22 protein-coding genes are annotated in these 23,537 nt (G+C 73.2%); 16 read left to right on the plus strand and 6 right to left on the minus strand.

Going from position 1 to position 23,537, the window contains the following annotated elements:
* Positions 1-13: 13 nt before the first annotated feature.
* The 4 genes from NUM_RS14215 to NUM_RS14230 all read left to right on the plus strand — a co-directional run bounded on the left by NUM_RS14215 (position 14) and on the right by NUM_RS14230 (position 3,649).
* Positions 14-781 (plus strand): ABC transporter ATP-binding protein, encoded by a 768-nt coding sequence (locus tag NUM_RS14215; protein ID WP_207125311.1) that lies wholly within the window; start codon positions 14-16, stop codon positions 779-781.
* Complete coding sequence (locus tag NUM_RS14220) at positions 769-1,566, plus strand: ABC transporter permease (RefSeq protein WP_207125312.1); 798 nt, start codon at positions 769-771, stop codon at positions 1,564-1,566. Before NUM_RS14215 ends, NUM_RS14220 begins: the two co-directional genes overlap by 13 nt.
* Before the next feature lie 150 nt (positions 1,567-1,716).
* Positions 1,717-2,736 carry an ATP-binding cassette domain-containing protein gene (locus tag NUM_RS14225; RefSeq protein ID WP_207125355.1) on the plus strand — a complete coding sequence of 340 codons (1,020 nt, stop codon included), beginning with the start codon at positions 1,717-1,719 and terminating at the stop codon, positions 2,734-2,736.
* A 76-nt stretch (positions 2,737-2,812) separates the two neighbouring features.
* Positions 2,813-3,649 carry an ABC transporter permease gene (locus NUM_RS14230; RefSeq protein WP_207125313.1) on the plus strand — a complete coding sequence of 279 codons (837 nt, stop codon included), beginning with the start codon at positions 2,813-2,815 and terminating at the stop codon, positions 3,647-3,649.
* Positions 3,650-3,714: 65 nt separating this feature from the next.
* On the opposite strand, the gene NUM_RS14235 is transcribed toward NUM_RS14230, so the two are convergent.
* Together NUM_RS14235 and NUM_RS14240 are read right to left on the minus strand one after the other, a co-directional pair.
* On the minus strand, positions 3,715-6,879 hold the full coding sequence (locus NUM_RS14235; protein ID WP_207125314.1) for an ATP-binding protein: 3,165 nt from the start codon (positions 6,877-6,879) through the stop codon (positions 3,715-3,717).
* 112 nt (positions 6,880-6,991) lie between these two features.
* Positions 6,992-7,783: a DUF72 domain-containing protein gene (locus NUM_RS14240; RefSeq protein ID WP_225918565.1), complete on the minus strand. Its 792-nt coding sequence runs from the start codon at positions 7,781-7,783 to the stop codon at positions 6,992-6,994.
* Between the two features lie 309 nt (positions 7,784-8,092).
* Between NUM_RS14240 and NUM_RS14245 the strand changes: the two genes are divergently transcribed.
* Genes NUM_RS14245 through NUM_RS14265 form a run of 5 tightly spaced genes read left to right on the plus strand, consistent with a single transcriptional unit; the run spans position 8,093 to position 13,150 of the window.
* Positions 8,093-8,986: a carbohydrate ABC transporter permease gene (locus tag NUM_RS14245; RefSeq protein ID WP_207125315.1), complete on the plus strand. Its 894-nt coding sequence runs from the start codon at positions 8,093-8,095 to the stop codon at positions 8,984-8,986.
* An 8-nt stretch (positions 8,987-8,994) separates the two neighbouring features.
* Entirely contained in the window at positions 8,995-10,269 is a 1,275-nt protein-coding gene (locus tag NUM_RS14250; RefSeq protein WP_207125316.1) for an ABC transporter substrate-binding protein, read from the plus strand.
* Between the two features lie 45 nt (positions 10,270-10,314).
* On the plus strand, positions 10,315-11,100 hold the full coding sequence (locus NUM_RS14255) for a carbohydrate ABC transporter permease (RefSeq protein ID WP_207125317.1): 786 nt from the start codon (positions 10,315-10,317) through the stop codon (positions 11,098-11,100).
* Positions 11,097-11,792 (plus strand): HAD family hydrolase, encoded by a 696-nt coding sequence (locus NUM_RS14260; protein ID WP_207125318.1) that lies wholly within the window; start codon positions 11,097-11,099, stop codon positions 11,790-11,792. Before NUM_RS14255 ends, NUM_RS14260 begins: the two co-directional genes overlap by 4 nt.
* A gap of 53 nt (positions 11,793-11,845) precedes the next feature.
* Positions 11,846-13,150 (plus strand): MBL fold metallo-hydrolase, encoded by a 1,305-nt coding sequence (locus NUM_RS14265; RefSeq protein WP_207125319.1) that lies wholly within the window; start codon positions 11,846-11,848, stop codon positions 13,148-13,150.
* Between the two features lie 218 nt (positions 13,151-13,368).
* Here NUM_RS14265 and NUM_RS14270 read toward each other — a convergent pair whose 3' ends face one another.
* Positions 13,369-14,262: a DUF72 domain-containing protein gene (locus NUM_RS14270; protein WP_207125320.1), complete on the minus strand. Its 894-nt coding sequence runs from the start codon at positions 14,260-14,262 to the stop codon at positions 13,369-13,371.
* 115 nt (positions 14,263-14,377) lie between these two features.
* On the opposite strand from NUM_RS14270, the gene NUM_RS14275 reads away from it, so the two are divergent.
* Positions 14,378-14,977 carry a hypothetical protein gene (locus NUM_RS14275; protein WP_207125321.1) on the plus strand — a complete coding sequence of 200 codons (600 nt, stop codon included), beginning with the start codon at positions 14,378-14,380 and terminating at the stop codon, positions 14,975-14,977.
* Between the two features lie 119 nt (positions 14,978-15,096).
* Entirely contained in the window at positions 15,097-16,665 is a 1,569-nt protein-coding gene (guaA, locus tag NUM_RS14280; RefSeq protein ID WP_207125322.1) for a glutamine-hydrolyzing GMP synthase, read from the plus strand.
* A 57-nt stretch (positions 16,666-16,722) separates the two neighbouring features.
* On the opposite strand, the gene NUM_RS14285 is transcribed toward guaA, so the two are convergent.
* Entirely contained in the window at positions 16,723-16,929 is a 207-nt protein-coding gene (locus tag NUM_RS14285) for a PspC domain-containing protein (protein WP_207125323.1), read from the minus strand.
* 169 nt (positions 16,930-17,098) lie between these two features.
* On the opposite strand from NUM_RS14285, the gene NUM_RS14290 reads away from it, so the two are divergent.
* Positions 17,099-18,016 (plus strand): NUDIX hydrolase, encoded by a 918-nt coding sequence (locus tag NUM_RS14290; RefSeq protein ID WP_207125324.1) that lies wholly within the window; start codon positions 17,099-17,101, stop codon positions 18,014-18,016.
* Between the two features lie 250 nt (positions 18,017-18,266).
* Positions 18,267-19,175, plus strand: coding sequence for a CDP-alcohol phosphatidyltransferase family protein (locus NUM_RS14295; RefSeq protein ID WP_370466991.1), 909 nt, complete (start codon positions 18,267-18,269; stop codon positions 19,173-19,175).
* 75 nt (positions 19,176-19,250) lie between these two features.
* Here NUM_RS14295 and NUM_RS14300 read toward each other — a convergent pair whose 3' ends face one another.
* Positions 19,251-19,904 (minus strand): response regulator, encoded by a 654-nt coding sequence (locus NUM_RS14300; protein ID WP_207125326.1) that lies wholly within the window; start codon positions 19,902-19,904, stop codon positions 19,251-19,253.
* Entirely contained in the window at positions 19,901-21,040 is a 1,140-nt protein-coding gene (locus NUM_RS14305) for a sensor histidine kinase (protein WP_207125327.1), read from the minus strand. The genes NUM_RS14300 and NUM_RS14305 overlap by 4 nt, the downstream gene beginning before the upstream one ends.
* Before the next feature lie 166 nt (positions 21,041-21,206).
* Here NUM_RS14305 and NUM_RS14310 point away from each other — a divergent pair, with 166 nt between their 5' ends.
* The 3 genes from NUM_RS14310 to NUM_RS14320 are packed head-to-tail and all read left to right on the plus strand — an operon-like array spanning position 21,207 to position 23,494.
* The gene (locus NUM_RS14310; protein WP_207125328.1) at positions 21,207-21,713 is read left to right on the plus strand and encodes a nitroreductase/quinone reductase family protein; all 507 of its coding nucleotides are present in this window, start codon (positions 21,207-21,209) and stop codon (positions 21,711-21,713) included.
* Positions 21,710-23,005, plus strand: coding sequence for an FAD-binding oxidoreductase (locus NUM_RS14315; protein ID WP_207125357.1), 1,296 nt, complete (start codon positions 21,710-21,712; stop codon positions 23,003-23,005). The genes NUM_RS14310 and NUM_RS14315 overlap by 4 nt, the downstream gene beginning before the upstream one ends.
* Before the next feature lie 30 nt (positions 23,006-23,035).
* A complete protein-coding gene (locus NUM_RS14320) occupies positions 23,036-23,494 on the plus strand; it encodes a hypothetical protein (RefSeq protein WP_207125329.1) in 459 nt (152 codons plus the stop codon).
* The last annotated feature ends 43 nt before the right edge of the window (positions 23,495-23,537 follow it).

Consider the following 23,537-nt stretch of genomic DNA (forward strand, 5'->3'; position numbering starts at 1 on the left):
CCCGGTGGGCGGCATGACCGGCGTCGCGGTCGAGGTCGCCGGCCTGACCAAGCGGTACGGAGAGGTCACCGCGGTGCGCGACCTCAGCTTCGTGGTGCGGCCCGGCGCGGTCACCGCCTTCCTCGGCCCCAACGGCGCCGGCAAGTCCACCACGCTGCGGATGATCGTCGGGCTGGTCGCGCCGAGCTCCGGGACCGCACGCATCGGCGGCCGGCCGTACCGGTCGATTCCGCGGCCGTCGTCGGTGGTCGGTGCCGCGTTCCCGGGCGCCGCGGTGCACCCGCGGCACACCGCCCGCGCGCACCTGCGGGTGTACGCGGCGATGGGCGGGTACCCGGACCGCCGGGTCGACGAGCTGCTCGACCTGCTGGAGCTGACCGGCGCGGCGGACCGGCACGTCGCCGGGTTCTCCACCGGGATGCGGCAGCGGCTGGGGCTCGCGACCGCGCTGCTCGGAGATCCGCCGGTGCTGCTGCTGGACGAGCCGGGCAACGGCCTCGACCCGGCCGGCATCGCCTGGCTGCGCACGTTCCTGCGCGGGCTGGCCGACGCCGGCCGCACGGTGCTCGTGTCCAGCCACGCGCTGGCCGAGGTGCAGCAGTCCGCCGACGACGTGGTGCTCGTCTCCGACGGGCGGCTGGTCGCCGCCGGCGGCTACGACGAGCTGGCCGCCACGGCCGGGCTGCCGGTGCAGCGGCCGGCCGCCGAACCGGCCGGCCTGGAACGGCTGTTCCTCGACCTGACCGCGCAACGACGGGGAGACGACCGATGCAACAGCTGATCGTGGCCGAGTTCCGGCGGTTGCTCGCCACCCGGCTGTGGTGGATCGCGCTGCTCGCGGCGACCGGGCTGGGCGGCGGGCTCGTCGGCTGCCTGGCGCTGGTCGGTCCGGAACACTTCAGCCCGCCGATGCCCGGCCTGCACACCGCCGCCGGCGCGCGGCTGGTGCTCGGCATCCTCGGGTACACGGCGTTCGTCCCGGCGGCGTTCGGCACCCTGGCGGTCACCTCGGAGTACCGGCACCGCACGGTCGACGTGACGTTCCTGTTCGCGCCGAGCCGGTGGCGGGTGCTCACCGCGAAGCTGGCGGTGTTCGCGGTGGGCGGGCTCTGCTACGGCGCCGTGCTGGCCGGCACCGCGGCGGTCGGGCTGTACGCCGGGGCCGCCGGGCACGGCTCGACCGTCGGCGTACCGGTGGGCGCCGTCGCCGGGCTGCTCGGCCGCCTCGCCGTCGCGATGGCCGTGTACACGCTGCTCGGGGTCGGGGTGGGCGCGCTGGTCGGCAACCAGGTGGCGGCGCTGTGCCTGGTGATCGGCTACCTGTACCTGGGTGAACCGGTGCTGATGATGATCCCGGGCGCGAACGCCGCGTACCCGCTGCTTCCGGGTGGTGCGACCGCGGCGCTGACCGGCTTCCACGAGGTGTCCGACGCGATGGCGGCGCAGCTGCCGACCACCGCGATACACCTGGTGTCGCCGGTCGTCGGGGCGCTCGTGCTGCTCGGCTACACGCTGGTCGCGGCGGCGGTCGCGGTTTTCGCCCCACTGCGTCGGGATCTGGCCTGATCGGCCGGCAACCCGGTGAAGGCGAGCTGAAACCGGCCCCGGTCACCATGGCCGCATGAGCGAGCGTCAGCGAGCGAATCACGAGCACAGCGCCTTCGAGCCTCGGGCCCGTTCGGAGCGAAGTGGAGAACGGGCATGAGCATCACGAGCATGGACACCACCCGGCGGCCGTCCGGCCGGTCGGGTACCGGGGGCGCCGAGCTCGCGGTGCACGCCGAGGGGCTGGTCAAGTCCTTCGGCGGGCAGCGCGCGGTCGACGGCATCGACCTGGAGATCCGCACCGGCGGCGTCTTCGGGGTACTCGGCCCCAACGGCGCCGGCAAGACCACCACGCTGCGGATGCTGGCGACGCTGCTGCGCATCGACGCCGGCCGTGCCGAGATCTTCGGCGTGGACGTGGCCCGCCAACCGCACGTGATCCGCCAGCTCGTCGGCGTCACCGGGCAGTACGCCTCGGTGGACGAGAACCTGACCGCGCGGGAGAACCTGTGGCTGTTCGGCCGGCTGCACGGCATCCGGTCGGCGCGGGCCAAGAAACTCGCGGTGGAGCTGCTGGACCGGTTCGGGCTGGGCGACGCGGCGGACAAGACCATCGCCAAGTTCTCCGGCGGGATGCGGCGGCGGCTCGACCTCGCCGCGAGCCTGATCACGACCCCGCCGCTGATCTTCCTGGACGAGCCCACCACCGGGCTCGACCCGCACACCCGCGGCCAGATGTGGGACACCATCCGGGGCCTGGTCGCGGACGGCTGCACGGTGCTGCTGACCACGCAGTACCTGGACGAGGCGGACCAGCTCGCCGACCAGATCGCGGTGATCGACCACGGCCGCAAGGTCGCCGAGGGTACGCCGGAGGAGTTGAAGGCGGCGGTCGGCGACACCAGCCTGCAACTGGTGCTGGCCGAGCCGGAGCAGACCGGCGCGGCCGGCGACGTGATCCGGCGGGTACTGGGGCTCGACCCGATCCTCAGCCCGGAACGGTCCCGGCTGCAGGCGCCGCTGAAGCAGGCCGATCTGGCCGCCGAGGTACTCGTCGCGCTGCGCGACGCCGGCATCCGGGTGGCGTCGGTCAGCGTCGACCAGCCCAGCCTGGACGAGGCGTTCCTGACCCTGACCGGCCACCCGGCCGAACCGCAGGACGACGAGTCGACGAAGGAGGAACGGCGATGAGTGAGCGTCAGCGAGTGAATCATGGGTACTGCGTGCCGTGGTGCCTCATCGGCGTTCCGACGAAGGAGGAACGGCGATGAGTGTCACCAGCGTGCTCGGTGAGCAGCGGGTGCGGCCGGCGGACCGGGTCGCCGCGGCGCGCCGCCGGATCAGCCCCCGCGAGGTCGTCAGCCAGACGATGACGATGGCGTGGCGGGCGTTGAAGAAGATGCGCCGCAACCCGGAGCAGTTCTTCGACGTGACGCTACAGCCGATCCTGTTCACCGCGATGTTCGCGTACATCTTCGGCGGTGCGATCGCCGGTGACGTGCGCAGCTACCTGCCGCTGATGATTCCCGGCATCCTCGCCCAGACCGTACTGACGACCTGCATGGCCACCGGTACCCAGCTGCGCGAGGACATGGAGAAGGGCGTCTTCGACCGGTTCAAGTCGCTGCCGATGGCCCGGATCGCGCCGCTGGCCGGCCCGATGGTGGCCGACCTGGTGCGGTACGCGATCGCCGCGACGCTGACGTTCGGCATGGGCATCGCGGTCGGGTACCGGCCGGACGGCGGGGCGCTCGGGGTGCTCGGCGCGATCCTGCTCGCGATCATCAGCGGTTGGTCGCTGGCCTGGGCGTTCACCTGGGTCGGCACGATCGCCCGCAGCGCCCAGGCGGTGCAGGGCATCTCGATGATGATCATGTTCCCGCTGACGTTCCTGTCCAACGCGTTCGTACCGCTGACCTCCCTGCCGGGCTGGCTGCAGGCGTTCGTCCGGGTCAACCCGGTGTCGCACATGGTCACCGCGGCCCGCGACCTGGCCAACAAGGGCACGATCAGCGCCGAGGTGGGCTGGACCCTGCTGGCCTGCCTGGTGGTCGTGGCGGTCTTCGCCCCGCTGTCGGTACGCAGCTACCGCCGGCACCTGTGATCCGCCGCTGACGGCGCCGAGCCGGCGGGGCCCGATCCAGGGCTCTGCCGGCGTCGGGCGTCGGGTCAGCCCGGGTCCGGTCCGAACACCTCGTCCAGCACCCGCCCGGCCTCGTCCCGCAGCGCCGGGCCGCGGCGCTCCCCGTACTCCGCGTGGATCGCGGCGAGGTGGCCCGGGGCGATCCGTTCGGCGTGCGGGACGAGCTGCTCCGGCGCCATCACCGGCGCCACGTGCACGCTGCCGAACCGCTCGGACAGCACCAGCAGCCGGACCGCCGGATCGGCCCGCGTCGCGTCGCGCAGGATCGCCCAGCTGGCGAGCCCGAACAGCAGCGCGCCGGCCACCGGATAGTCCGGGAACGCGGCACCGCCGAACACCAGCCGGCGGACGCTGCGGACCGCGTCGGCGTACAGCCGCTCGCCGAACGGCACGTCCGCCGGCCCGGCGAACCGGGCGTACGCGGTCAGCGCCGCCGCCTCGGCCGTCATCACCCAGGGCTCGGCGCCGGTGGCGACCGCCGCGTTGGGTACCCGGAAGTCGCGCGCCCGGCGCACCGCCAGCCGGAACTCGGCCAGCGCCCGCTCCGGCTCGCCGCGGGCCAGCGCCAGCTCGGCGGTACACAGGTGGAGCAGCCCGAAGCTGCCGAAGACCGCCTTCCCGTCGACGGTCCGGGCGATGTCGGCCAGTTCGCGCTCGGCGGTCGCCAGCTCGCCGTGCAGGATCGCGGCGATGAACAGCACCCCGCGCATCTGCGTCTGATCGTCGACCGAGCCCATCCGGTCCAGTACCGGCAGCGCCGCGCGGGCGTGTTCGACGGCGCGCCGCGGGTCGCCCAACCGCAGCCGCAGCGACGCCAGCATCGCGTGCAGGATGGCCGCCATCCACGGACCCTCGTCGTTCGCGACCAGCGCCAGCGCCTCCTCCGCGGCCGCCGCCGCGGCCTCCGGCTCACCGGCGTTCTCCAGCAGGAAGCTCGCCATCTGCGCGGCCAGGAACACCACGTTGCCGTCGTCACTGTGCCGGAGCCGTTCGAGCTGGCGCCGGGACGCGAGGCCCTCGGCCGGATCGCAGGCCAGCAGTACGGTCGCCATCGCGCTGACGCGGGGATCGGTGTCCGGCCGGGTCGGCAGCCGGGTGAGCAGGTCGCGCAGCGGCAGCGACAGGTCGTCGTCCAGGATGGTCATGACGTTCATCAAGGTGGTGACCACCGCGGACCGGGTGGTCTCGACCAGGTGCGGTGGCGGGACCCAGCCGGCGAGGGCGACGCTGATCGCGTCGCCCAGCGCGATGAGGCGCAGGTGGTCGCCGCGCAGCGACCACAGCGGCGCGAGCCCGGCCAGCAGGTGTACCACCGTGGGCCGGTCCGGCTCGGCGAGCGCCTGGCGCAGCAGCTCGCCGAGGTTGCCCTCCTCCGCGTGCAGCGCGTCCGCCGCGTCGAACTGGTCCTGGCTGAACAGCGCCGAGGAGTACCGCTCGGTGTACTCGACCGCCCAGTCGCGCTGGGCCGCCCGCGCCGCGTCGGCCTGGCCCGCCTCCGTCAACCGGAGCCGGCCGAACTCGCGGACCGTCTCCAGCATCCGGTAGCGCAACCCGGCACCCGTCTCCTGGACGGTCAGCAGCGACTGGTCGGCGAGCGCGTGCACCGCGGACAGCGCCGTCGGGCCGAGCATCCGTTCGGCCGCGTCGAGGGTGAACCCGTCGCCGAACAGCGACAGCCACTGCAGCGCCCGCCGCTGCGCGTCGTCGAGCAGGTTCCAGGACCACTCGATGACCGCCTGCAGGGTGCGGTGCCGGTCCGGGGCGCTGCGGTCGCCGTCGCGCAGCAGCGCGAACCGGTCGGCCAGCCGCCGGGCGACCTCGTCCGCCGACATCACCCGTACCTTGGCGGCGGCCAGCTCGATCGCGAGCGGCAGGCCGTCGAGCCGGGTGACGATCTCGGTGACCGTGGCGTCGTCGAGCCGGGCGCCGGGCCGTACCGCCAGGGCGCGTTGCCGGAACAGCGCCGCCGCGTCCGCGCTCGCCAGCTCCGGCAACGGATGCACCTGCTCGGCCGGGATCGACAGCGGCGCCCGCGAGGTGGTCAGCACCCGCAGGTCGCGGGTGGTGGCCACCAGGTACGCGGTGAGCTCGGCCACCGCGGCCACCAGGTGCTCGCAGTTGTCCAGGATCAGCAGCGCCGGGGCGCTGTCCAGTTGGCGGGCGATCCGGCCGCGCACGTCGGCGCGCTGCTGCGCGGTCAGTGTCCGGCGGCCGCGGACCGAGTCGCGCACCCCGAGCATCGCGCCGACCTCGCCGACCACCGCCTCCGGCGCGGAGACGCCGACCAGTTCGACGAAGTGCACCACCGGGGCGGTGGAGCGCCGGCCGACGGCGTGCGCGAGCCGGGTCTTGCCCAGCCCGCCGGGGCCGACGATCGAGACCACCCGGTGCGAGCCGAGCAGCCCGAGCACCGTGCCGATGTCCCGGTCGCGGCCGAGCAGGGCGGAGGAGTCGTAGTACAGCCCGGTACGGACCGGCCGGTCGGCGGCGAGCAGTTCGGCGTGCATCCGGGTCAGCGCCGGCCCGGGGTCGGCACCGAGCCGGTCCCGCAGCGCCACGCGGTGCCGCTCGTACCGTTGCAGCGCCGGTCCGGCGCCCCGGACGGCGGCCTCGCTGCGGAGCAGCTGGGCGAGCAGTTCCTCGTCGCCGGGGTGTTCGGCCAGGACCGCTTCCAGCAGCGGCAACGCGCCGGCGTGGTCGCCGCCGAGGCTGCGTGCCACGCCCACGATCCGCCGGGCCGCGGCGCACTGCCGGGCCGCCTGCCCGGTGAGCTCGGCGAGCGGCCCGTCCGGCGGTACCGGGGTGGCACCGCCGAGTCGCAGCGCGTCCTCGGCCAGCCGGCGGGCGTCGGTGGCCCGGCCGGCGTCGAGCGCCTGCCGGGCACGCTGCACGACGGCGGTCAGCCGCAGCACGTCCACCTGGTCGTCGGTGAGCCCCAGCCGGTAGCCGCCCGGGGTACGCAGCACCGCGTCCGCGGCGGTCGCGGCCCGGGTGCGGGAGACCACCACCTGCAGCGCCTTGGTGGGGTTGGCCGGCGGCTGGTCCGGCCACAGCCGGTCGACCAGCCGCTGATCGCCGACGCCGGCGTGCGGGTGCAGGGCGAGCAGCGCCAGCAGCGTCCGGGCGCGGTCCCCGGAGATCGGCGTCCCGTGCCAGCGGACGCCGTCGAGCAGGGTCAGCACCGGAGCCACACGACCCAGGATATGGGCCGTGCCCAGCGATTTTCGGCGCCGCACCGTCGCTCGCCCCGCCGGTACGAGCCAAGAGCACGACGAAGTCCGCACATCGGGCATCCCGTCCGCATCAGGTGGTGCCGGCGGCGGGCACCTCGCTCGGCGTGCCGGTCACCGACAGCCCGGCGGTACGGGCCAGGCCGGCCAGGGCGACCGCGTCGTCGACGGCCGCGCCGCCGGGGTCGTTGTTGAAGTAGACGTAGGTCTCCGTGTCGGCGAACGTCTCACCGATGCGGTCCAGCCAGCCGCGCAGCGCGTCGCGCCGGTACCGCGGCCACCGGTCGGCGCCGCCCTCGTGCAGCCGCAGGTAGCCGAAGTCGGCGGTGCGCCAGGTGGGGGTGACCGGGCCGAGCCGGTCGGCCCAGCACAGTGCCGCGCCGTACCGGTGCAGCAGGTCCCGAACCCGCGGCGTCCACCAGGAGTCGTGCCGCGGTTCGACCACGACCCGCTGGCCGGCGGGAAACGCGGCGAGCGTGGCGGCGAGCCGGTCGGGCTCGACGGTCAGCGTCGGCGGCAGTTGCAGCAGGATCGGGCCGAGCCGGTCACCGAGACCGGCGGCGTGTGACAGCAGCCGGGCCACCGGCTCACCCGGCTCCTGCAGCCGGCGGACGTGCGTCAGGTAGCGGCTGGCCTTGACCGCGAGGACGAACCCGTCCGGGGTGCGCTCGCGCCACGCGGCGAACGTCTCGCGACTGGGCAGCCGGTAGAACGGGTTGTTCAGCTCGACGGTGTCGAACCGCGCCGCGTAGTGCTCCAACCAGCGCCGCTGCGGCACCCCGGCCGGGTAGAGGACGCCCCGCCAGTCCCGGTACTGCCAGCCGGAGGTGCCGAGCACGATCCGCGCGGCTCCGTGACCGCTCACCCACCCAGTCTGCCTCGCGCTCGCCCGGGGCGTGCCGCGCGTCGAGCTGCAGCGTGGGCGAAACCGTCCGGAATATGGGATCGGGGCAACGCGGGCATAACAGTTTGCGTATCGCCGGGGCGAGGCCTATCCGGCATGTCAGTCGGCTTGTAAGCTCGGGCATCGTTCATGGCCGGAACTTTCCAGATTAACTCTTGGGACACGTTCGGCGCCTTAACTTCCCGAAAACTGGAAGTGCGAGGCGGGAAGAGGACGCACGGGACCGTGGCGACGACGCAGCTAGACCGACCCAGCCGGCGTGGGGTCGCGGTGCGGAGCCGGCGACGCTCGCGCGACCGGTCCGGGCCGACCGCGGTGCTGTTCAGCCTGCCGGCCCTGGCGATCTTCGCGATCTTCACCATCCTGCCGACCGCGTACACGTTCGTGATCAGCCTGTTCGACTGGAACCCGCTGAACGTGTCGCAGTCGACGTTCATCGGCGCGGACAACTACCGCAAGCTGTTCGCCCACTCCACCCCGTCGTTCGCGGCGAGCGCGCTGACCTCGCTGTACTTCACCGCCGGCATGGTCATCGGCGGTACCGCGATCTCGCTCGCGATCGCGCTGTTGCTGTCCCGCGGCGGCTCCTGGCTGTCTGGAGTACGGGTGGCGGTGTTCGTGCCGCACGTGACCCCGCTGGTGGCCACCTCGATCGTCTGGGTGTGGATCTTCAACCCGCAGTTCGGGCTGGCCAACGCGATCCTGCGCTGGCTGCACCTGCCGGCGGTGGACTGGCTCGACTCGTCCAGCACCGCGATGCCGGCGATCCTGACCTACAGCCTGTGGCACGAGGTCGGGTTCACCGTGGTGATCTTCCTCGGCGGCCTCGCCGTGGTCAGCGGCGAGCTGGGCGAGGCGGCCCGGGTCGACGGGGCGAACCGCTGGCAGGAGTTCTGGTACGTCACCTGGCCGCAGCTGCGGCCGGTCACCCTGTTCGTCGTCACCATCTCGACGATCTCCTCGCTGCAGGCGTTCACCCAGTTCTTCGTGATGACCGAGGGCGGCCCCGCGCACGCCACCACCACGCTGAGCTACCTGCTGTACCAGGAGGCGTTCGTCTTCTTCCACACCGGCTACGCGGCGGCGCTCGCCGTCGTGCTGTTCGTCGTCACCGCGCTGTTCACGTTGCTGCAGTTCCGTACCCGTCGGTCCACCCTCAGCTAGGAGTACCAGTGCGAAAGACTCGTGTCGCCGCCGCGCTCGCGGTGTGCGCGCTCGGCGCGGGCGGGCTCGCCGCCTGCGGATCGGGTTCGTCGTCCGGCAAGACCACGATCACCTTCATGGAGGCGATGAGCTCGGGCACGCTCAAGACCTCGATGGAGACGCTGACCAAGCGGTTCGAGAAGGCGCATCCCGACATCGACGTCCAGCTGCAGGTCGAGCCCGACTACGGCACCCTGCGCAACAAGGAGACCGCGGCGCTGTCGGCCAGCAAGCCGCCGACGATCGGCCAGGTGTACTCGGACTGGGCGGCCACGTTCGCCAAGAGCAACGTGGTGGTGCCGCTGACCGACTACGCGAAGCCCGCCGACCTGAAGGCGCTGTATCCCAGCGTGCGTGACGACCTCTACCTGCCGGCCGACCACAAGCTCTACATGTGGCCGTTCAACAAGAGCGTGGTCATCCAGTACTACAACACGAAGATGCTGTCCGCCAAGGGAAAGAGCGCGCCGAAGACCTGGGACGAGTTCGCCGCGACGGCGAGGGCGGTGTCCGGCAAGGGGAACGTCGGCATCGCGATCGACCCGGGCGGCTCGGCCGGCCCGGCCGGCGGCGAGGCCTGGTTCGAGATCCTGTCCCAGGCGTACGGCACGCCGGTGTTCGCCGCCGACGGCAAGCCGCAGTTCACCAGCCCGGCCGCGATCAAGGCGATGAACTACCTGGTCGGGTTGAAGAAGGCGGGCGCGCTGACACTCGGCAAGAACTACCCGGGCCAGGTGGCGCTCGGCGCCGGCAAGGGCGGCTTCGACATCTCCAGCGTGGCCAGCTACTACTACAACTCCAAGGCGGTCGGCGGGAAGTTCCCGATGGGCACCGCGCCGCTGCCCACCGGCCCCGGTGGCACCCAGGCCAACCAGATGGCCGGTACCAACATCGTGATGTTCGCCAAGGCGTCCGACGCCGAGCGCAAGGCGGCCTGGAGCTACCTGAGGTTCCTCACCTCCGCCGACTCCCAGGCGTACTGGGCGCAGAACTCCGGCTACCTGCCGGTGACCCCGGCGGCGCTGCCGAAGATGACCGACTTCATCAAGAAGAACCCGTACCAGAAGTTCGCCGCGCAGGCGCTGACGACCGCCAAGGCGGACCCGCCGTACCCGTGGATCTCGCAGGCGCAGGGCATGCTCGCGGTGGCGATGCAGTCGGCGATCACCGGCAAGCAGTCGGCGTCCGCGGCGCTCGGCTCGGCGCAGCAGCAGGCCGTCGACGCGATGAAGTCGGGGCAGTAGATGGCGACCCGGCGACGAGTGGCAGGCCCGGTACTGCGCCGTGTCGTGGCGGTCGTCGTCGGGTTGACGTTCCTGGGGCCGTTCTGGTGGGTGCTGGTCACGTCGCTGGCCCGTACCGGTGACGTGTACAAGTTCCCGCCGTCGCTGCTGCCGCACTGGCACTGGGCGAACTACGCCCGCGCCTGGGCGGCGGCGCCGTGGGTCCGGCTGTTCGGCAACACCGTCCTGATCGCGCTGTGCACCGTGGTCCTCGCCGTGGTCACCTCGGTCCTCGCCGGGTACGCGTTCGGCGTGCTGCGGTTCCGCGGGCGCACCGCGCTGTTCACCGTGGTGCTGGCGGTGATGATGGTGCCGCAGACGGTCCTGCTGATCCCGGACTACGTGATCGCGCAGACGATCGACTGGCTGGACACCTACTGGATCCAGATCATCCCGTTCGGCGGCAGCGTGTTCGGCATCTTCCTGGTCCGGCAGTTCTTCGCCGGGCTGCCACCGGAACTGTTCGACGCCGCCGAGCTGGACGGCGCCGGGAGGCTGCGCACGCTGTGGTCGATCGGGGTGCCGCTGGTGCGGCCGGCGGTCATCATCGTGGCGCTCAACGTGTTCATGGGCTCGTGGAACGCGTTCGTCTGGCCGTTCATCATGACCTCGTCCACCTCGGTGCAGCCGGTCGAGGTCGGCCTCGCCACGTTCTACGGCGCCGAGGGCACCGACTGGACCGGGCTGTCCGCCGCGGTCACCTTCACCACGCTGCCGGTGCTCGCCCTCTTCCTTGCGCTGCAACGACACTTCGTCACCGGCGCGTACTCGGCGGCAGGGGGCCTGAAGTGATCGAGGGCATCCTGCTGATCGACCTGGACGGCACGCTCTACACCGGTGACGAGCCGATCCGGTGCTACGCCACCGAACTCGCCGCGCTCACCGGCAACCCCACCCTCGTACCGGGCGTCGAGGAGTACCTGGCCGGCACGTCCCCGGTCGCCGCCGCCGACGGCTGGGAGGCGGTACGGGCGATCGCCGGTACCGTGCCGCGCCGGCTGGCGGACGCCGCGTTCCTGCGTTCCCGGTACGGGATGGCCGACGGCACCGTTCCGGTCACGGTGTCGGAACCGTTGGTACGGCTGGTGACCGAGCTGCGCGACCGCTACCTGCCGGTGCTCGCGACGAACAGCCCGCGGGACGGGCTGGTCGCCCTGCTCGACCGGCTCGGGGTGGCGAACCTGTTCGCCGAGGTGGTGTTCGGCGCCCGCAAGCCGGACGGGTTGATCCCGCTGGCCACCCGGCTGCTGCACTCGATCGGTGCCGCCGCCCAGCCGCACCGGTTACTCAGCATCGGCGATCACTGGCGCAACGACATCGCCCCCGCGTTGCGGCTCGGTGCCATCGGTGGGTATGTTGACCGGTTCGGCCGGCGGGCCGGGCCGGCGCAGCTGTCCGGGCGGGTGGTCGACGACCTGCTGCCCGGTGTCCGCAGCTGGGCGGCCGATCCGGCCGGTTTCGCCGCGACCCACCAGGTCGGCTGACGCTCTCCGGCCGGTGGCGGCGACCGATCCCCAACCAGCAACGGGAGATGTGCGTGTCCACTGTGGAGTTCTTCGGCGGCCTCGGGGTCATCGGATCCAGCAAGATCATGGTCAGCCACGGCGGGCACCGGGTGTTGCTGGACATCGGCCTGGACATCCCGGCCGGCGGTGACCTGTTCCGCGCGCCGGTGACCCCACGGCCCGGGCGGGAGCTCGCGGACCGGCTGCGGGTGGGCGCCGCGCCGCGCATCCCCGGGCTGTTCGATCCGGCCCTGCTGCCGGGTTCCGGTGAGCCGGCCGCGCTGACCGGTGCCGGCGCGGAGGCTGAGCTGGCCGCGCTGGCCGAGCCGGTGGGGGAGACCGCGGTGTTCGTCAGCCACCCGCACCTGGACCACGTCGGCCTGGCCGGCTTCGTCCGCCCGGACGTGCCGGTGCACGCGCATCGCGACGCGGTGCGGCTGCTGACCGCGCTGGCCGACACCGGCGACGGCCTGCCGGGGCACGAACCGTCCTGGCGACCGCTCGACGGCGGCGAGGTAGTCCACTGTGGACAGATAAGCGTCGAGTGTGTACCGGTCGACCACGACGTGCCGGGAGCCACCGGCTACCTGGTCCGTACCCCCGACGGCGTGCTCGCCTACACCGGCGACATCCGGTTCCACGGCCGGCATCCGGACCGGTCGGAGTCCTTCGTGGATCGGGCGGCCGGCTGCGACCTGCTGGTCACCGAGGGCACCACGCTCGGCTGGCCGGTACCGGACGGCCCGCCCCGGAACGAGGACGACGTCGTCGACTCGTACCGCACCCTGCTGCGCGAGACGGCCGGGCTGATGCTGCTCGCGCTGTACCCGCGGGACGTCGAGCGGGCCGCCGAGTTCGTCGCCTGCACCGAGGCGGCCGGCCGGCGGCTGCTGTGGCCGGCGCAGGTCGCCGCATTCCTGCGCCGGATGGGTGTCGCCGCCGAAGAGTTCGACGCGGTACCGCTCGCCGACCTGCACGCCGCGCCGGGCGACTTCGTGGTCGCGCCGGAGCCGTACGAGTTCCCGGCGCTGCTGGATCTGCCGCTGTCGGCGGACTCCGCGTACGTGCACGCGAACGGCGAGCCGCTCGGCGCGTTCGACCCGCGGTGGTCGCTGCTCACCGGCTGGCTCGCCACGCTGTCCGTGCCGCTGCACACGATCGGCTGTTCCGGCCACGCGTCGCCGGACGACCTGCACCGGATGGTGCAACGCATTCAACCGGCCACGGTCGCGCCGATCCACACCACCGAGCCGACCCGGCTGCACCCGCCGATCGGCACCCACCGCCTCGTCCCCAGCTACGCCACCCGCTACACCCTCACCGGCGACCCGCTCTGACCGGTCGGCGGTGGAACCGCCAGGGCCGATTCCCGTCGGTACCGGCAGCGCCCGGTCATCGGAATCGATCGTCACCGGCGTGCTCCGTGGTGGCGCACCCGGAGCCGACCGAACCGTCGCGGACGGCGTTGCTGTCGTCCTCGCGCTGGCAGAAACTGCTCGTCACCACCGGCGTGGGCGGGTACCGGGCGCTTAACCAGGCGACGCTCGCCGGTCGGTCAGGCGTGGACGACGGTGGCGTTCTCGGCGTCCAGCAGTTCGATCAGGCGGGTGGCGTTGGTCTGGGCGTAGTCGCGGTAGCAGTTGTTCAGGAGGACGTAGGTGCGGTCCGAGTCGTCGGCGAGGCGGGCCAGCCGCGGCGCCCACTGCGCGAGTTCGGCGTCGGAGTAGTGGTAGCCGAACTTCTCGTGGATGTCCTTGCTCGTCCACTGTGGACTGTGTCCGTGGAAGCGCATCGCCGAGATCGCGGCGGTGGCGCGCAGCACCGGCGGTACGGAGGAGCGGTGGCCCTGCGGCATGTCCACCGCGACGTACGGGATCTCGTTGCGGGACAGCAGCTCCAGCGTCTCGTCCGCGTTGTCACCGTCGAACCAGCTGGCGTTGCGCAGCTCCACCAGCGCCGGGATCGGTGCGCACCGGTGCGCACACTCCAGGACGAACTGCTTGTTGTCCCGGCGGATGGTGAACCACGGTGGGAACTGGAACAGGATCCCGCCGAGCTTTCCCGCCTGCACCAACGGATCCAGCGCGGAGAAGAACCGGTCCCAGCAGTCCTCCAGCACCTGCGGTGACAGGTCCTTCGGGTACACGGTGCGCTTGTCGGTGTCCGGCCGCAGGTCGGAGTAGATCGCCGACACCCGGGTCGGGTGGCCGGTCAGCAGGCTGAACGCCTTGATCGTGAAGGTGAACCCGGCCGGCGTACGATCCGCCCAGCTGCTCGCGGTGCGCTCGGCCGGCGGCGTGTAGTAGGTGGCGTCCACCTCGACCAGCGGGTACTGCCGGGCGTAGTAGCCGAGCCGCCGTTCCGGGTTGTCCGCCGTGGCCGGGTACCAGCCGGAGTCCAGCAGCGTGCGATCGGTCCACGACGCGGTACCCACCCGGATCTCCCCCATGCCCGACAGTTCACCGCGCCGGGGGCGCGCCGGCAACCGGAACCGGGGTCACGGCCCGGTATCGGACCGGTTGCACCCGGTGTCCCGCGCCGCGTTCCGCCGATACCCTGCCGGTATGCGTCTGTCTGCCAGGGCTCTCGGCGTGGTCGCCGCGCTCGGTCTCGCCGCGGCCGGGCTGGCCGGCTGCGGGTCGACCAGCACCGAGGTGCGCGCGCCGAAGTTCACCGTGCCCACCCCGCCGCCGCTGGAGCAGCAGGGCCGTCCGGGCAGCGCCGGCCAGGCGAACACGTTCCTGACCAGCTGGGTGCACGGCCTGAGCCAGGCGGCGGATCCGGACGGGCGCGCCGCGCTCGCGGACGGCTGCCACGACGACGCCGGTTGCCTGCACCTGATCCGGGCCGCGGCGACGCTGCCGAAGCCCGCCAAGAACGTGTACTACGAGAACTGGTCGGTGGGGTTCACCCAGGCGATCCAGGCCGACCCGAAGCACCCGGACAGCTGGACGGTGGTGATCCGTCCCACCTGGGTGGCCTACGACAAGCCGCTCGACGGGCGGTACGACGGCTGGACCACCCGCACGCCGGTGCGGGTGCGGCTGGCGCTGGTGGGCAAGGACGTGCAGACCGACTGGCGGCTCTGGCTGACCCCGCTGCCCGCCGGTACGCACGCCGACGGCGGGGTGCAGCTGTCCCGCCCGAAGTACGGCGACATCTGACCCGCGCCGCGCCCGGCGCCGGCCGTACCGGCCGCCGCCGCTCGCCGGCGTGCGTCCACCGGCCGTCGGCCCAGCGTCCCGGCGCCGGGGTGGTCCGGCCCGCTGGCTAGGCTCGGACCATGGAAAACACGCCACGGGCCGGGGTGCCGCGTCCGGTGCTGGTCGTCGACTTCGGCGCGCAGTACGCGCAGTTGATCGCGCGGCGGGTGCGCGAACTCCAGCTGTACTCCGAGATCGTGCCGCATTCGACGCCGGTGTCCGAGCTGCTCGCCCGCGACCCGGCCGCGATCATCCTGTCCGGCGGCCCCGCCAGCGTGTACGCCGCGGACGCGCCCGGCGTCGACCCGGCCCTGTTCGGTACCGACGTGCCGGTGTTCGGCATCTGCTACGGGTTCCAGGCGATGGCCAGGGCGCTCGGCGGCACGGTGGCGCAGACCGGCCGGCGCGAGTTCGGCGGTACCCCGCTACTGGTGGACACGCCCGGCGCGGTGCTGGCCGACCTGCCGGCGGAGCAGTCGGTGTGGATGAGCCACAACGACGCGGTGACGGTCGCCCCGGACGGCTTCGCGGTGACCGCGCGCTCGGCCGGCGCGCCGGTGGCGGCGTTCGAAGACACCGCGCGGCGGCTGGCCGGCGTGCAGTTCCACCCGGAGGTGGCACACACCCCGCGCGGGCAGGACGTGCTGCGCCGGTTCCTGTTCGACGTGGCCGGGCTGACCCCGAACTGGACCACCGGTTCGGTCATCGACGACCAGGTGGCCGCGATCCGGGCCCAGGTGGGCGACGCGGCGGTGCTGTGCGCGCTGTCCGGCGGGGTCGACTCGGCGGTCGCCGCGGCGCTCGTCCACAAGGCCGTCGGTGACCAGCTGACCTGCGTGTTCGTCGACCACGGGCTGCTGCGTGCGGGCGAGGCCGAGCAGGTCGAACGCGACTACGTGGCGGCCACCGGGATCAAGCTGAAGGTGGTCGACGCGGCGGAGACGTTCCTGTCCCAGCTCGCCGGCGTCACCGAACCGGAGCAGAAGCGCAAGATCATCGGCCGGGAGTTCATCCGTACGTTCGAGGCCGCCGCCCGCGAGGTCGCCGCCGCCGAGGGCGTGCAGTTCCTGGTCCAGGGCACCCTGTACCCGGACGTGGTGGAGTCCGGTGGCGGCACCGGCACCGCCAACATCAAGTCGCACCACAACGTCGGCGGGCTGCCCGACGACCTGGCGTTCACGTTGGTCGAGCCGCTGCGCACGCTGTTCAAGGACGAGGTGCGCGCGATCGGCGCCGAGCTGGGGCTGCCCACCGAGATGGTGCAGCGGCACCCGTTCCCGGGGCCGGGCCTGGCGATCCGGATCATCGGCGCGGTGACGCCGGAGCGGCTGACCATGCTGCGCGCCGCCGACCTGGTCGCCCGCGAGGAGCTGACCGCCGCCGGCCTGGACGGCGAGATCTGGCAGTTCCCGGTGGTACTGCTGGCCGACGTGCGGTCCGTCGGCGTGCAGGGCGACGGCCGGACGTACGGGCATCCGGTGGTGCTGCGGCCGGTGGTCAGCGAGGACGCGATGACCGCCGACTGGGCCAAGCTGCCCTACGACGTGCTCGCCCGGATCTCGACCCGGATCACCAACGAGGTGCCCGAGGTCAACCGGGTCACCCTGGACATCACCAGCAAGCCGCCGGGCACCATCGAGTGGGAGTAGTGACCGGGGGCCGCGTCCGGCCCCCGGTCGTGGGGTGGGGTGGGTGCACGCCCGGGGTCAGCTCTCCGGGATGAACAGCGCCGCCGCCAGGTAGGCGATCACCAGCGTGCCGCCGGTGAACAGCGAGCCCAGCACCACGGCGATGCGCACCAGCGTCGGGTCGACGTCGAAGTACTCGCCGAGGCCACCGCAGACGCCGACCACCTTCCGGTCGGTACGGCTGCGCAGCAGTCGCCGATAGGTCGTGTCGGTCTGTGTCGTCATCGAAGCCGCCTCCCGGCTGTCGTCGATTCCCACCCTGGTGCGGTAGGAACTGGGTATGCCTCCACGGTGCGGCACCGGCCGCCCGAGCGGCATCGGGTGCGTCCCCTGGTCGCACCCTGACCCGCGACCCTGACCCCGGGGCGCGGGCACGACCTGGAACGGAGGCGGCGTGCGGACTCGGCGGATCGGCGCGTACGGAGTGCTCGGCGACGACGCGGGCCGGGTGCTGCTGACCCGTTCGTCCGCGCTGTCCGACGTCGTGGGCACCTGGTACCTGCCGGGCGGTGGCGTCGAGCACGGCGAGGCGCCGGCCGACACGGTGGTACGCGAGGTGGCCGAGGAGACCGGGCTGCGGGTCGCGGTGACCGGGGTGCGCGACGTGGTCTCGGACGTGCTGGCGATCCCGGCGCGCGGCGAGCGCCTGCACACCGACCGGGTGCTGTACGACCTGCGGCTGCTCGGCGGCGAGCTGCGCGCCGAGCCGGCGGGGACCACCGACCTGGTGCGCTGGGTGGCGCCGGACGAGCTGGCCGGGCTGCGGCTGATGCCGTTCGTCGCGGCGGCGCTGGGGCAACCGGTGCGGGCCCCGTGGGTACGGCCGGATCTGCCGCCGGCGGAACCGGCGCCGGAGCCGGTGCCGGGTGCGCCGCGTGGCCAGCGGTTCGCCGCGTACGCGGTGGCCACCGACCCGGCCGGCCGGTTGCTGCTGACCCGCATCTCGCCGGGGTACCCGGGTGCCGGCCGCTGGCATCTGCCCGGCGGCGGCGTCGACCACGGCGAACAGCCCGGCCAGGGCCTGTTGCGCGAGCTGCGGGAGGAGACCGACCAGCTCGGCGTGCTGGGGGAGTTGCTCGACGTGTCGAGCCACCGCGATCCGGCCGCGCTCGGCCCGGAGGGGTATCCCCTGGACTGGCACGCGGTGCGCGTACTGTATCGGGTCCGGGTGCCGGATCCGACCCGACCCAGGGTGATGGACCCGGACAACTCGACCGACGCGGCCGAGTGGTTCACCCCGACACGGATCGCCGACCACGCGATCACCGATGTCGTACGACGGGCACTCGATGCGCTGCCGTCGTCGCGCTGAGCATCACCCAGCGTATTTCTCATCCGCAGGCATATGCAGTGGTTCGTCACTCTGTCGGCTAGAGTGACCGATCACTGACATCGCCAAGGCATGTACTCATATGCCATGGTGTAGGACGCGCGCCGGGCGGCCGCCGACGAGGCGGGACCAGCCGATCCGGCCAGGAGGAGACTGCGTGCCGACAAGTCCTTGGCGCCGCCGTCGTGTGACGGACAGTCCACGACCCGGCGGTCGCCGTATCAGCCGAGGTCTGCGCCGCGGCGGGTCACTGGCCCGTCGGGTGCTCGTCGGGCAGCGCTCGTACGATCCGACCGCCACCATCCGGCGGCCCGACGACGCGCCCCGCGACGGGCAGCACCGCACCATCGGCACGATCGTGCCGCTGCGGCCCGAACCGGCCGCGCTGGCGCTCCCGTCGGTGCCGGCCGAGCCGGCGCTCGACTCGGCGGCGCCGCGGGTGCCGCGGCTGCTGCCGGGGGAGCACACCTGGCGGCGCCGGATCGGCTTCCTGCTCGCCAACGGCTGCACCGTCGCGAGCCTGCTGCTCGGCGTCACCTCGATCTTCCTGGCCATCGCCGGCGACCTGCGGATCGGCGCGCTGTGCCTGGTCGGCTGCGTCGTCTTCGACGGCCTGGACGGCGGCGTCGCCCGCGCGTTCGGGGTGTCCAGCCCGTTCGGCGCACAGATGGACTCGATGGCCGACATGTGCTCGTTCGGCATCGCCGCGCCGGTGCTGGTGTTCCGCTGGCTGTCCAGCGACACCCCGCTGTACGTGCTGGGCCCGGCCTGCGCGCTGATTGCCGTCTGCGCCGCGATCCGGCTCGCCCGGTTCAACGTGTCGCCGAAGGACGGGCACTACTTCTCCGGCATCCCCACCACCATCGTCGCGTGCATCCTGGCGCTCGGCTGCCTGCTGCACCCGAACCACGGCGCGCCGATCGTGGTCAGCATCGCGGTGCTCGCGCTGCTGATGGTCACCACCTTCCCGTACGCGAAGCTGGCCCAGCTGCGCCGGCTGCCGCTGTGGCTCGCCATCGTGCCGATCGCCGGCGGGCTGCTCGACCTGAGTACGACGTTCCTCGCCCTGGTGGCGGTCTACCTGCTGTCCGGGCCGGCCATCTGGCTGTTCCGGCGCCGGCGCACCGCCACCCCCGCCTGACGCCCGCAGTGCCCGGCGTGGGGTCGACCCCGGCGCCGGGCCGCTTACCCGCACCAGCCGCCCGGCCCGCCGGGCTCAGACGGCGACCAGCCCCGACTGGTACGCGAAGACCACCAGTTGCGCGCGGTCCCGGGCGCCGAGCTTGGTCATCGCCCGGCTGACGTGCGTCTTCGCCGTGGCCGGGCTGATCACCATCCGGGCGGCGATCTCGTCGTTGCTCAGCCCGTACGCCACCAGCGCCACCACCTCGCGCTCCCGGTTGGTCAGTACGGAAAGGCTCTCGGACGGCAGCGCGTCGGCCGGCCGGGAGACGAACTCGGCGATCAACCGGCGGGTGACCGCCGGCGACAGCAGCGCGTCGCCGCGGGCCGCGACCCGTACCGCGGTGAGCAGCTCGGCCGGCTCGGTGTCCTTGAGCAGGAACCCGCTCGCGCCCGCGCGCAGCGCGGTGAACACGTACTCGTCCAGGCCGTAGTTGGTCAGGATCACCACGTGCACGCCGCCGAGCCGGGGGTCGGCGACGATCCGGCGGGTCGCCTCGATCCCGTCCAGTACCGGCATCTGCACGTCCACCAGCGCCACGTCCGGGACGTGCTCGGCGGCCAGCGCGACGCCCTCGCTGCCGTTCGCCGCCTCCGCCACCACCTCGAGGTCGTCCTCGGCCGACAGCAGTGCCCGCAGCCCGCCGCGGATCAGCGCCTGGTCGTCCACCAGCAGTACCCGGATCACGCCTGCTCCTGGAGCGGGAGCTCGGCGTGGACCAGGAAGCCGCCGTCCGGATGCGGCGCGGCGGACAGGGTGCCGCCGAGCGCGGTGACCCGTTCACGCATGCCGAGCAGCCCGATGCCGGGCCGCGGCGGCGCGTCCGGGGTGGCGCAGCCGTCGTCGGACACCTCGACGACGAGGCTGTCCGGCAGCCGCCGGATCGCCACCGTCGCCGCCGTCGCCCGCGCGTGCCGGCCGGTGTTGGTCAGCGCCTCCTGCACGATCCGGTACGCGGCCCGGTCCACCGCGGTCGGCACCCGGCCCGCCGTGGCGTCCCGGTGCAGGGTGACCGGCAGCCCGGCCGCCACCGTCCGGCCCACCAGGTCGGGCAGCGCGTCGACGCCGTTCCCCGGCTCCCCCGCATCGGTACGCAGCGCGCCGAGCGTGGCGCGCAGCTCCCGGTTGGCGTCCCGGCCGGCGTCCTGGATCGCGGTCAGCGCCTCCGGTACCGGCTCGCCGCGCTTGTTGGCCAGGTGCACCGCGACGCCGGCCTGCATCGCGATCACCGAGATGCTGTGCGTCAGCGAGTCGTGCAGCTCCCGCGCGATGCGCAGCCGTTCCTCCACCGCGCGCCGGTGCGCCGTCTCCTCCCGGGTACGTTCCGCGTCGGCCGCCCGCTCCTCCAACTGGCGCACGTTCGCCGCGAACTGGCGCCGCGCGGCGCCCATCGCGGTCGCCGCGACGATCCAGCCGAGCAGCAGGAACGCGGTCTGGGAGGCCTGCCGTACCGACTGGCCCGCGAGCACCCAGAGCACCGCACTGGACGCCAGCGCGGCGAGCGGGACCAGCGCGATCCAGCGCCCACCGGCCCGTACCGCGGAGAACAGCGCCACCAGCAGCGGCAGCGCGATGCCGTACCCGGGGTAGTCGAAGTCGAAGTAGACCGCGATGCAGACCGTAGTCAGCACGACGACGCTGCGCGGGTACCGGGCGCGGGCCAGCAGGCTGACCGCGGCGACGACCGGCAGGGCGTAGCCCAGCGGGTCCAGGCCGGTGCGGCCGGGCGGGGCGATCAGCGCCGCCAGCGTGGCCACCGCGGCGACCGCGACCACCAGGACGGCCTCCTGGCCGCGGCGGCCGCCGGCACGCGTGGGACTCATGCCCGAACGGTAACCGAGCGTCCCGGCGGGCACGTCCTCCGGCAAGCCGAGACACCGACTACTCCCGGCGTGGTAGCCGGCGCCGGATGCTGCCCCGGGCCGTGCAGCGGCGGGTGTCATCCCTCGCCCGACGACATCGCGCGCCGCGCTGACCAGCATCGATGGCATGAACACGAGATCGCTGCGGACCTCCGCCGGGCCGGGCCGCGCACGCGCACCGGGACGCCCGCGTACCACCGCCAAGGACCGCCTGTTCCGCCTCTCGACCGCGCTGCACCGGCGGATCTTCCGGGCCACGAAGGGGCGGGTCCTCGGCCGGGCGATGGGCATGCCGGTCGCCGAACTCGTCACCGTCGGCCGCCGTACCGGCCGGGAACGCGCCACGATGCTGGCCGTCCCGATCCTGGACGACGACCGGCTGGTGCTGGTCGCCTCGTTCGGCGGCGACGACCGGAACCCGGCCTGGTTCCTCAACCTGCGTACCAACCCCTCGGCGCGGGTCACCGTCGCCGGGTCGACCCGGCGGACCACCGCGCGGGTCGCGACCGGCGCGGAACGCGCCGCGCTGTGGCCGCGCATCGTCGAGCGCTACGCCGGCTACGCGCGCTACCAGCAGCGCACCGAACGGGAACTTCCGATCGTCGTCCTGGAAGGCGGGAGGCAGCAGCGATGATGCGACTGGACGGGGAGATCGTCGGCCCCGGCGACCCGAGCTACGACGAGCTGCGGCGCACGTTCGTGCACGCCGGACGCCCGGCACTGATCGTCCGGTGCCGCAGCGCGGCCGACGTGGCCGCGGCGCTCGACCACGCCCGTACCCACGGGCTCGCCGTGTCGGTGCGCGGCGGCGGCCACCACGCGGCCGGCTTCGGTACCAACGACGGCGGGCTCGTCGTCGACCTGTCCCCGCTGGACGCGGTCGAACTGCTCGACCGCGACCGCCGGCTGGTCCGGCTCGGCGGCGGCGCCACCTGGGGCCCGGTCTCGAAGGTCCTCGCCGGGTACGGGCTCGCCCTCAGTTCCGGTGACACCGCGGACGTCGGCGTCGGCGGGCTGCTGCTCGGCGGCGGGATCGGCTGGCTGACCCGGCGGTACGGGCTGGCACTGGACGCGATCGTCGCCGCCGAGGTGGTCACCGCGGACGGCTCGATCGTCCGGACCAGCGCCACCGAACGGCCGGACCTGTTCTGGGCGCTGCGCGGCGGCGGCGGCAACTTCGGCGTGGTCACCGCGTTCGAGCTGGTCGCGCAGCCGGTCACCGACGTGGTGTTCGGCACCCTGCAGTACCCGGCGGCCGACGCCGGCGCGGTGCTGCGGCGGTGGAGCCGGCAGGCCGCGGCGGCACCGGACGAGCTGACCGCCGCGGTCAACCTGCTGCCCGGCGGCGCGCCGGCGACGGTACAGGCCTGCCACGCCGGCGGTGACCTGGCCGCGGCGCGGTCGGCATTGCGGCCGCTGCTCGGCGCGGCACCGCAGCTGTCCGACGATCTGCGGACCGTCCCGTATCCGGAGATCCTGGCCGACATGCCCGGGTTGCCGCCGGGGTTCCGGTTCGTGCTGCGCAGCGCGTTCGTCCGGCGGATCACGCCGGAGCTGGTGGACGAGCTCGTCGCCGCGACGTCGATCGCGGCGGTGAACGTCCGCGCCCTCGGCGGCGCCGTGGCCCGGGTGCCGGCGGACGCGACGGCGTTCGCGTACCGGGACAGCGCGGCGCTGGTGACCCTCGCGCTGATGGGGGAGGAGGAGCTGGTCGAGCGGGCCACGCCACGGCTGGTCGAGACGTGGCAACGGATCGCGCCGTACACGATCGGTGCCTACTCGAACTTCGGGACCGCCCACCATCCGACCGACGTCGCCTCGATCCACCCGGCGTCCACCCACCAGCGGCTGGCGCAGGTCAAGCGCGCCTACGACCCGGACAACGTGTTCCGGCACAACTACAACATCGCGCCGGCGGCACCGTGACCGCTGGCGTGCGCTGGCTACCCTGCCGGCGTGTACGACAGCGAGCGGCGACCCGGCGGGCGGCTGGGGTTGTCCGTCGGCCTGCTCGGGTTGATCTTCGGGATCATCGCGATCGCCGCGCACGGGCACGCGCTCTCCGTCCGGTACGAGGGCACCCGGGTGACCGCGATCGTGACGTCCTGCCAGGGCTTCTCCTGGCGTAGCAAGAACGGCGCCCAGCACCGCACCGACTGCTCCGGTGAGTGGACGCTGCCCGGCGAGACCACGAGCACCGGGGAGATCGCCGGCGCCGCGGAGGCGATCGACGCGTACGCCCAGGGCGAGAGCAGCGTCGAGGTGCACGAGCGGGTCGAGGTCTGGGCCACCGACACGGAGGCGGTGGTGGTGCAGCAGGATCCGACGGGCTGGCTGTGGGGCGGCGTCGTGCTCATCCTGTTCGGCGCCGCCGCCCTCGCCGGCACCGCCTGGTACCGCCGCCGGAGCTACTGACCCGCCGCGTGCGGTCGGTCCCGGTGCCGAGCGGCACGGTGCG

Origin of the sequence: Actinocatenispora comari, assembly GCF_017312725.1 — a bacterium.
In the GTDB taxonomy this organism is placed as follows: Bacteria; Actinomycetota; Actinomycetes; order Mycobacteriales; family Micromonosporaceae; genus Actinocatenispora; species Actinocatenispora comari.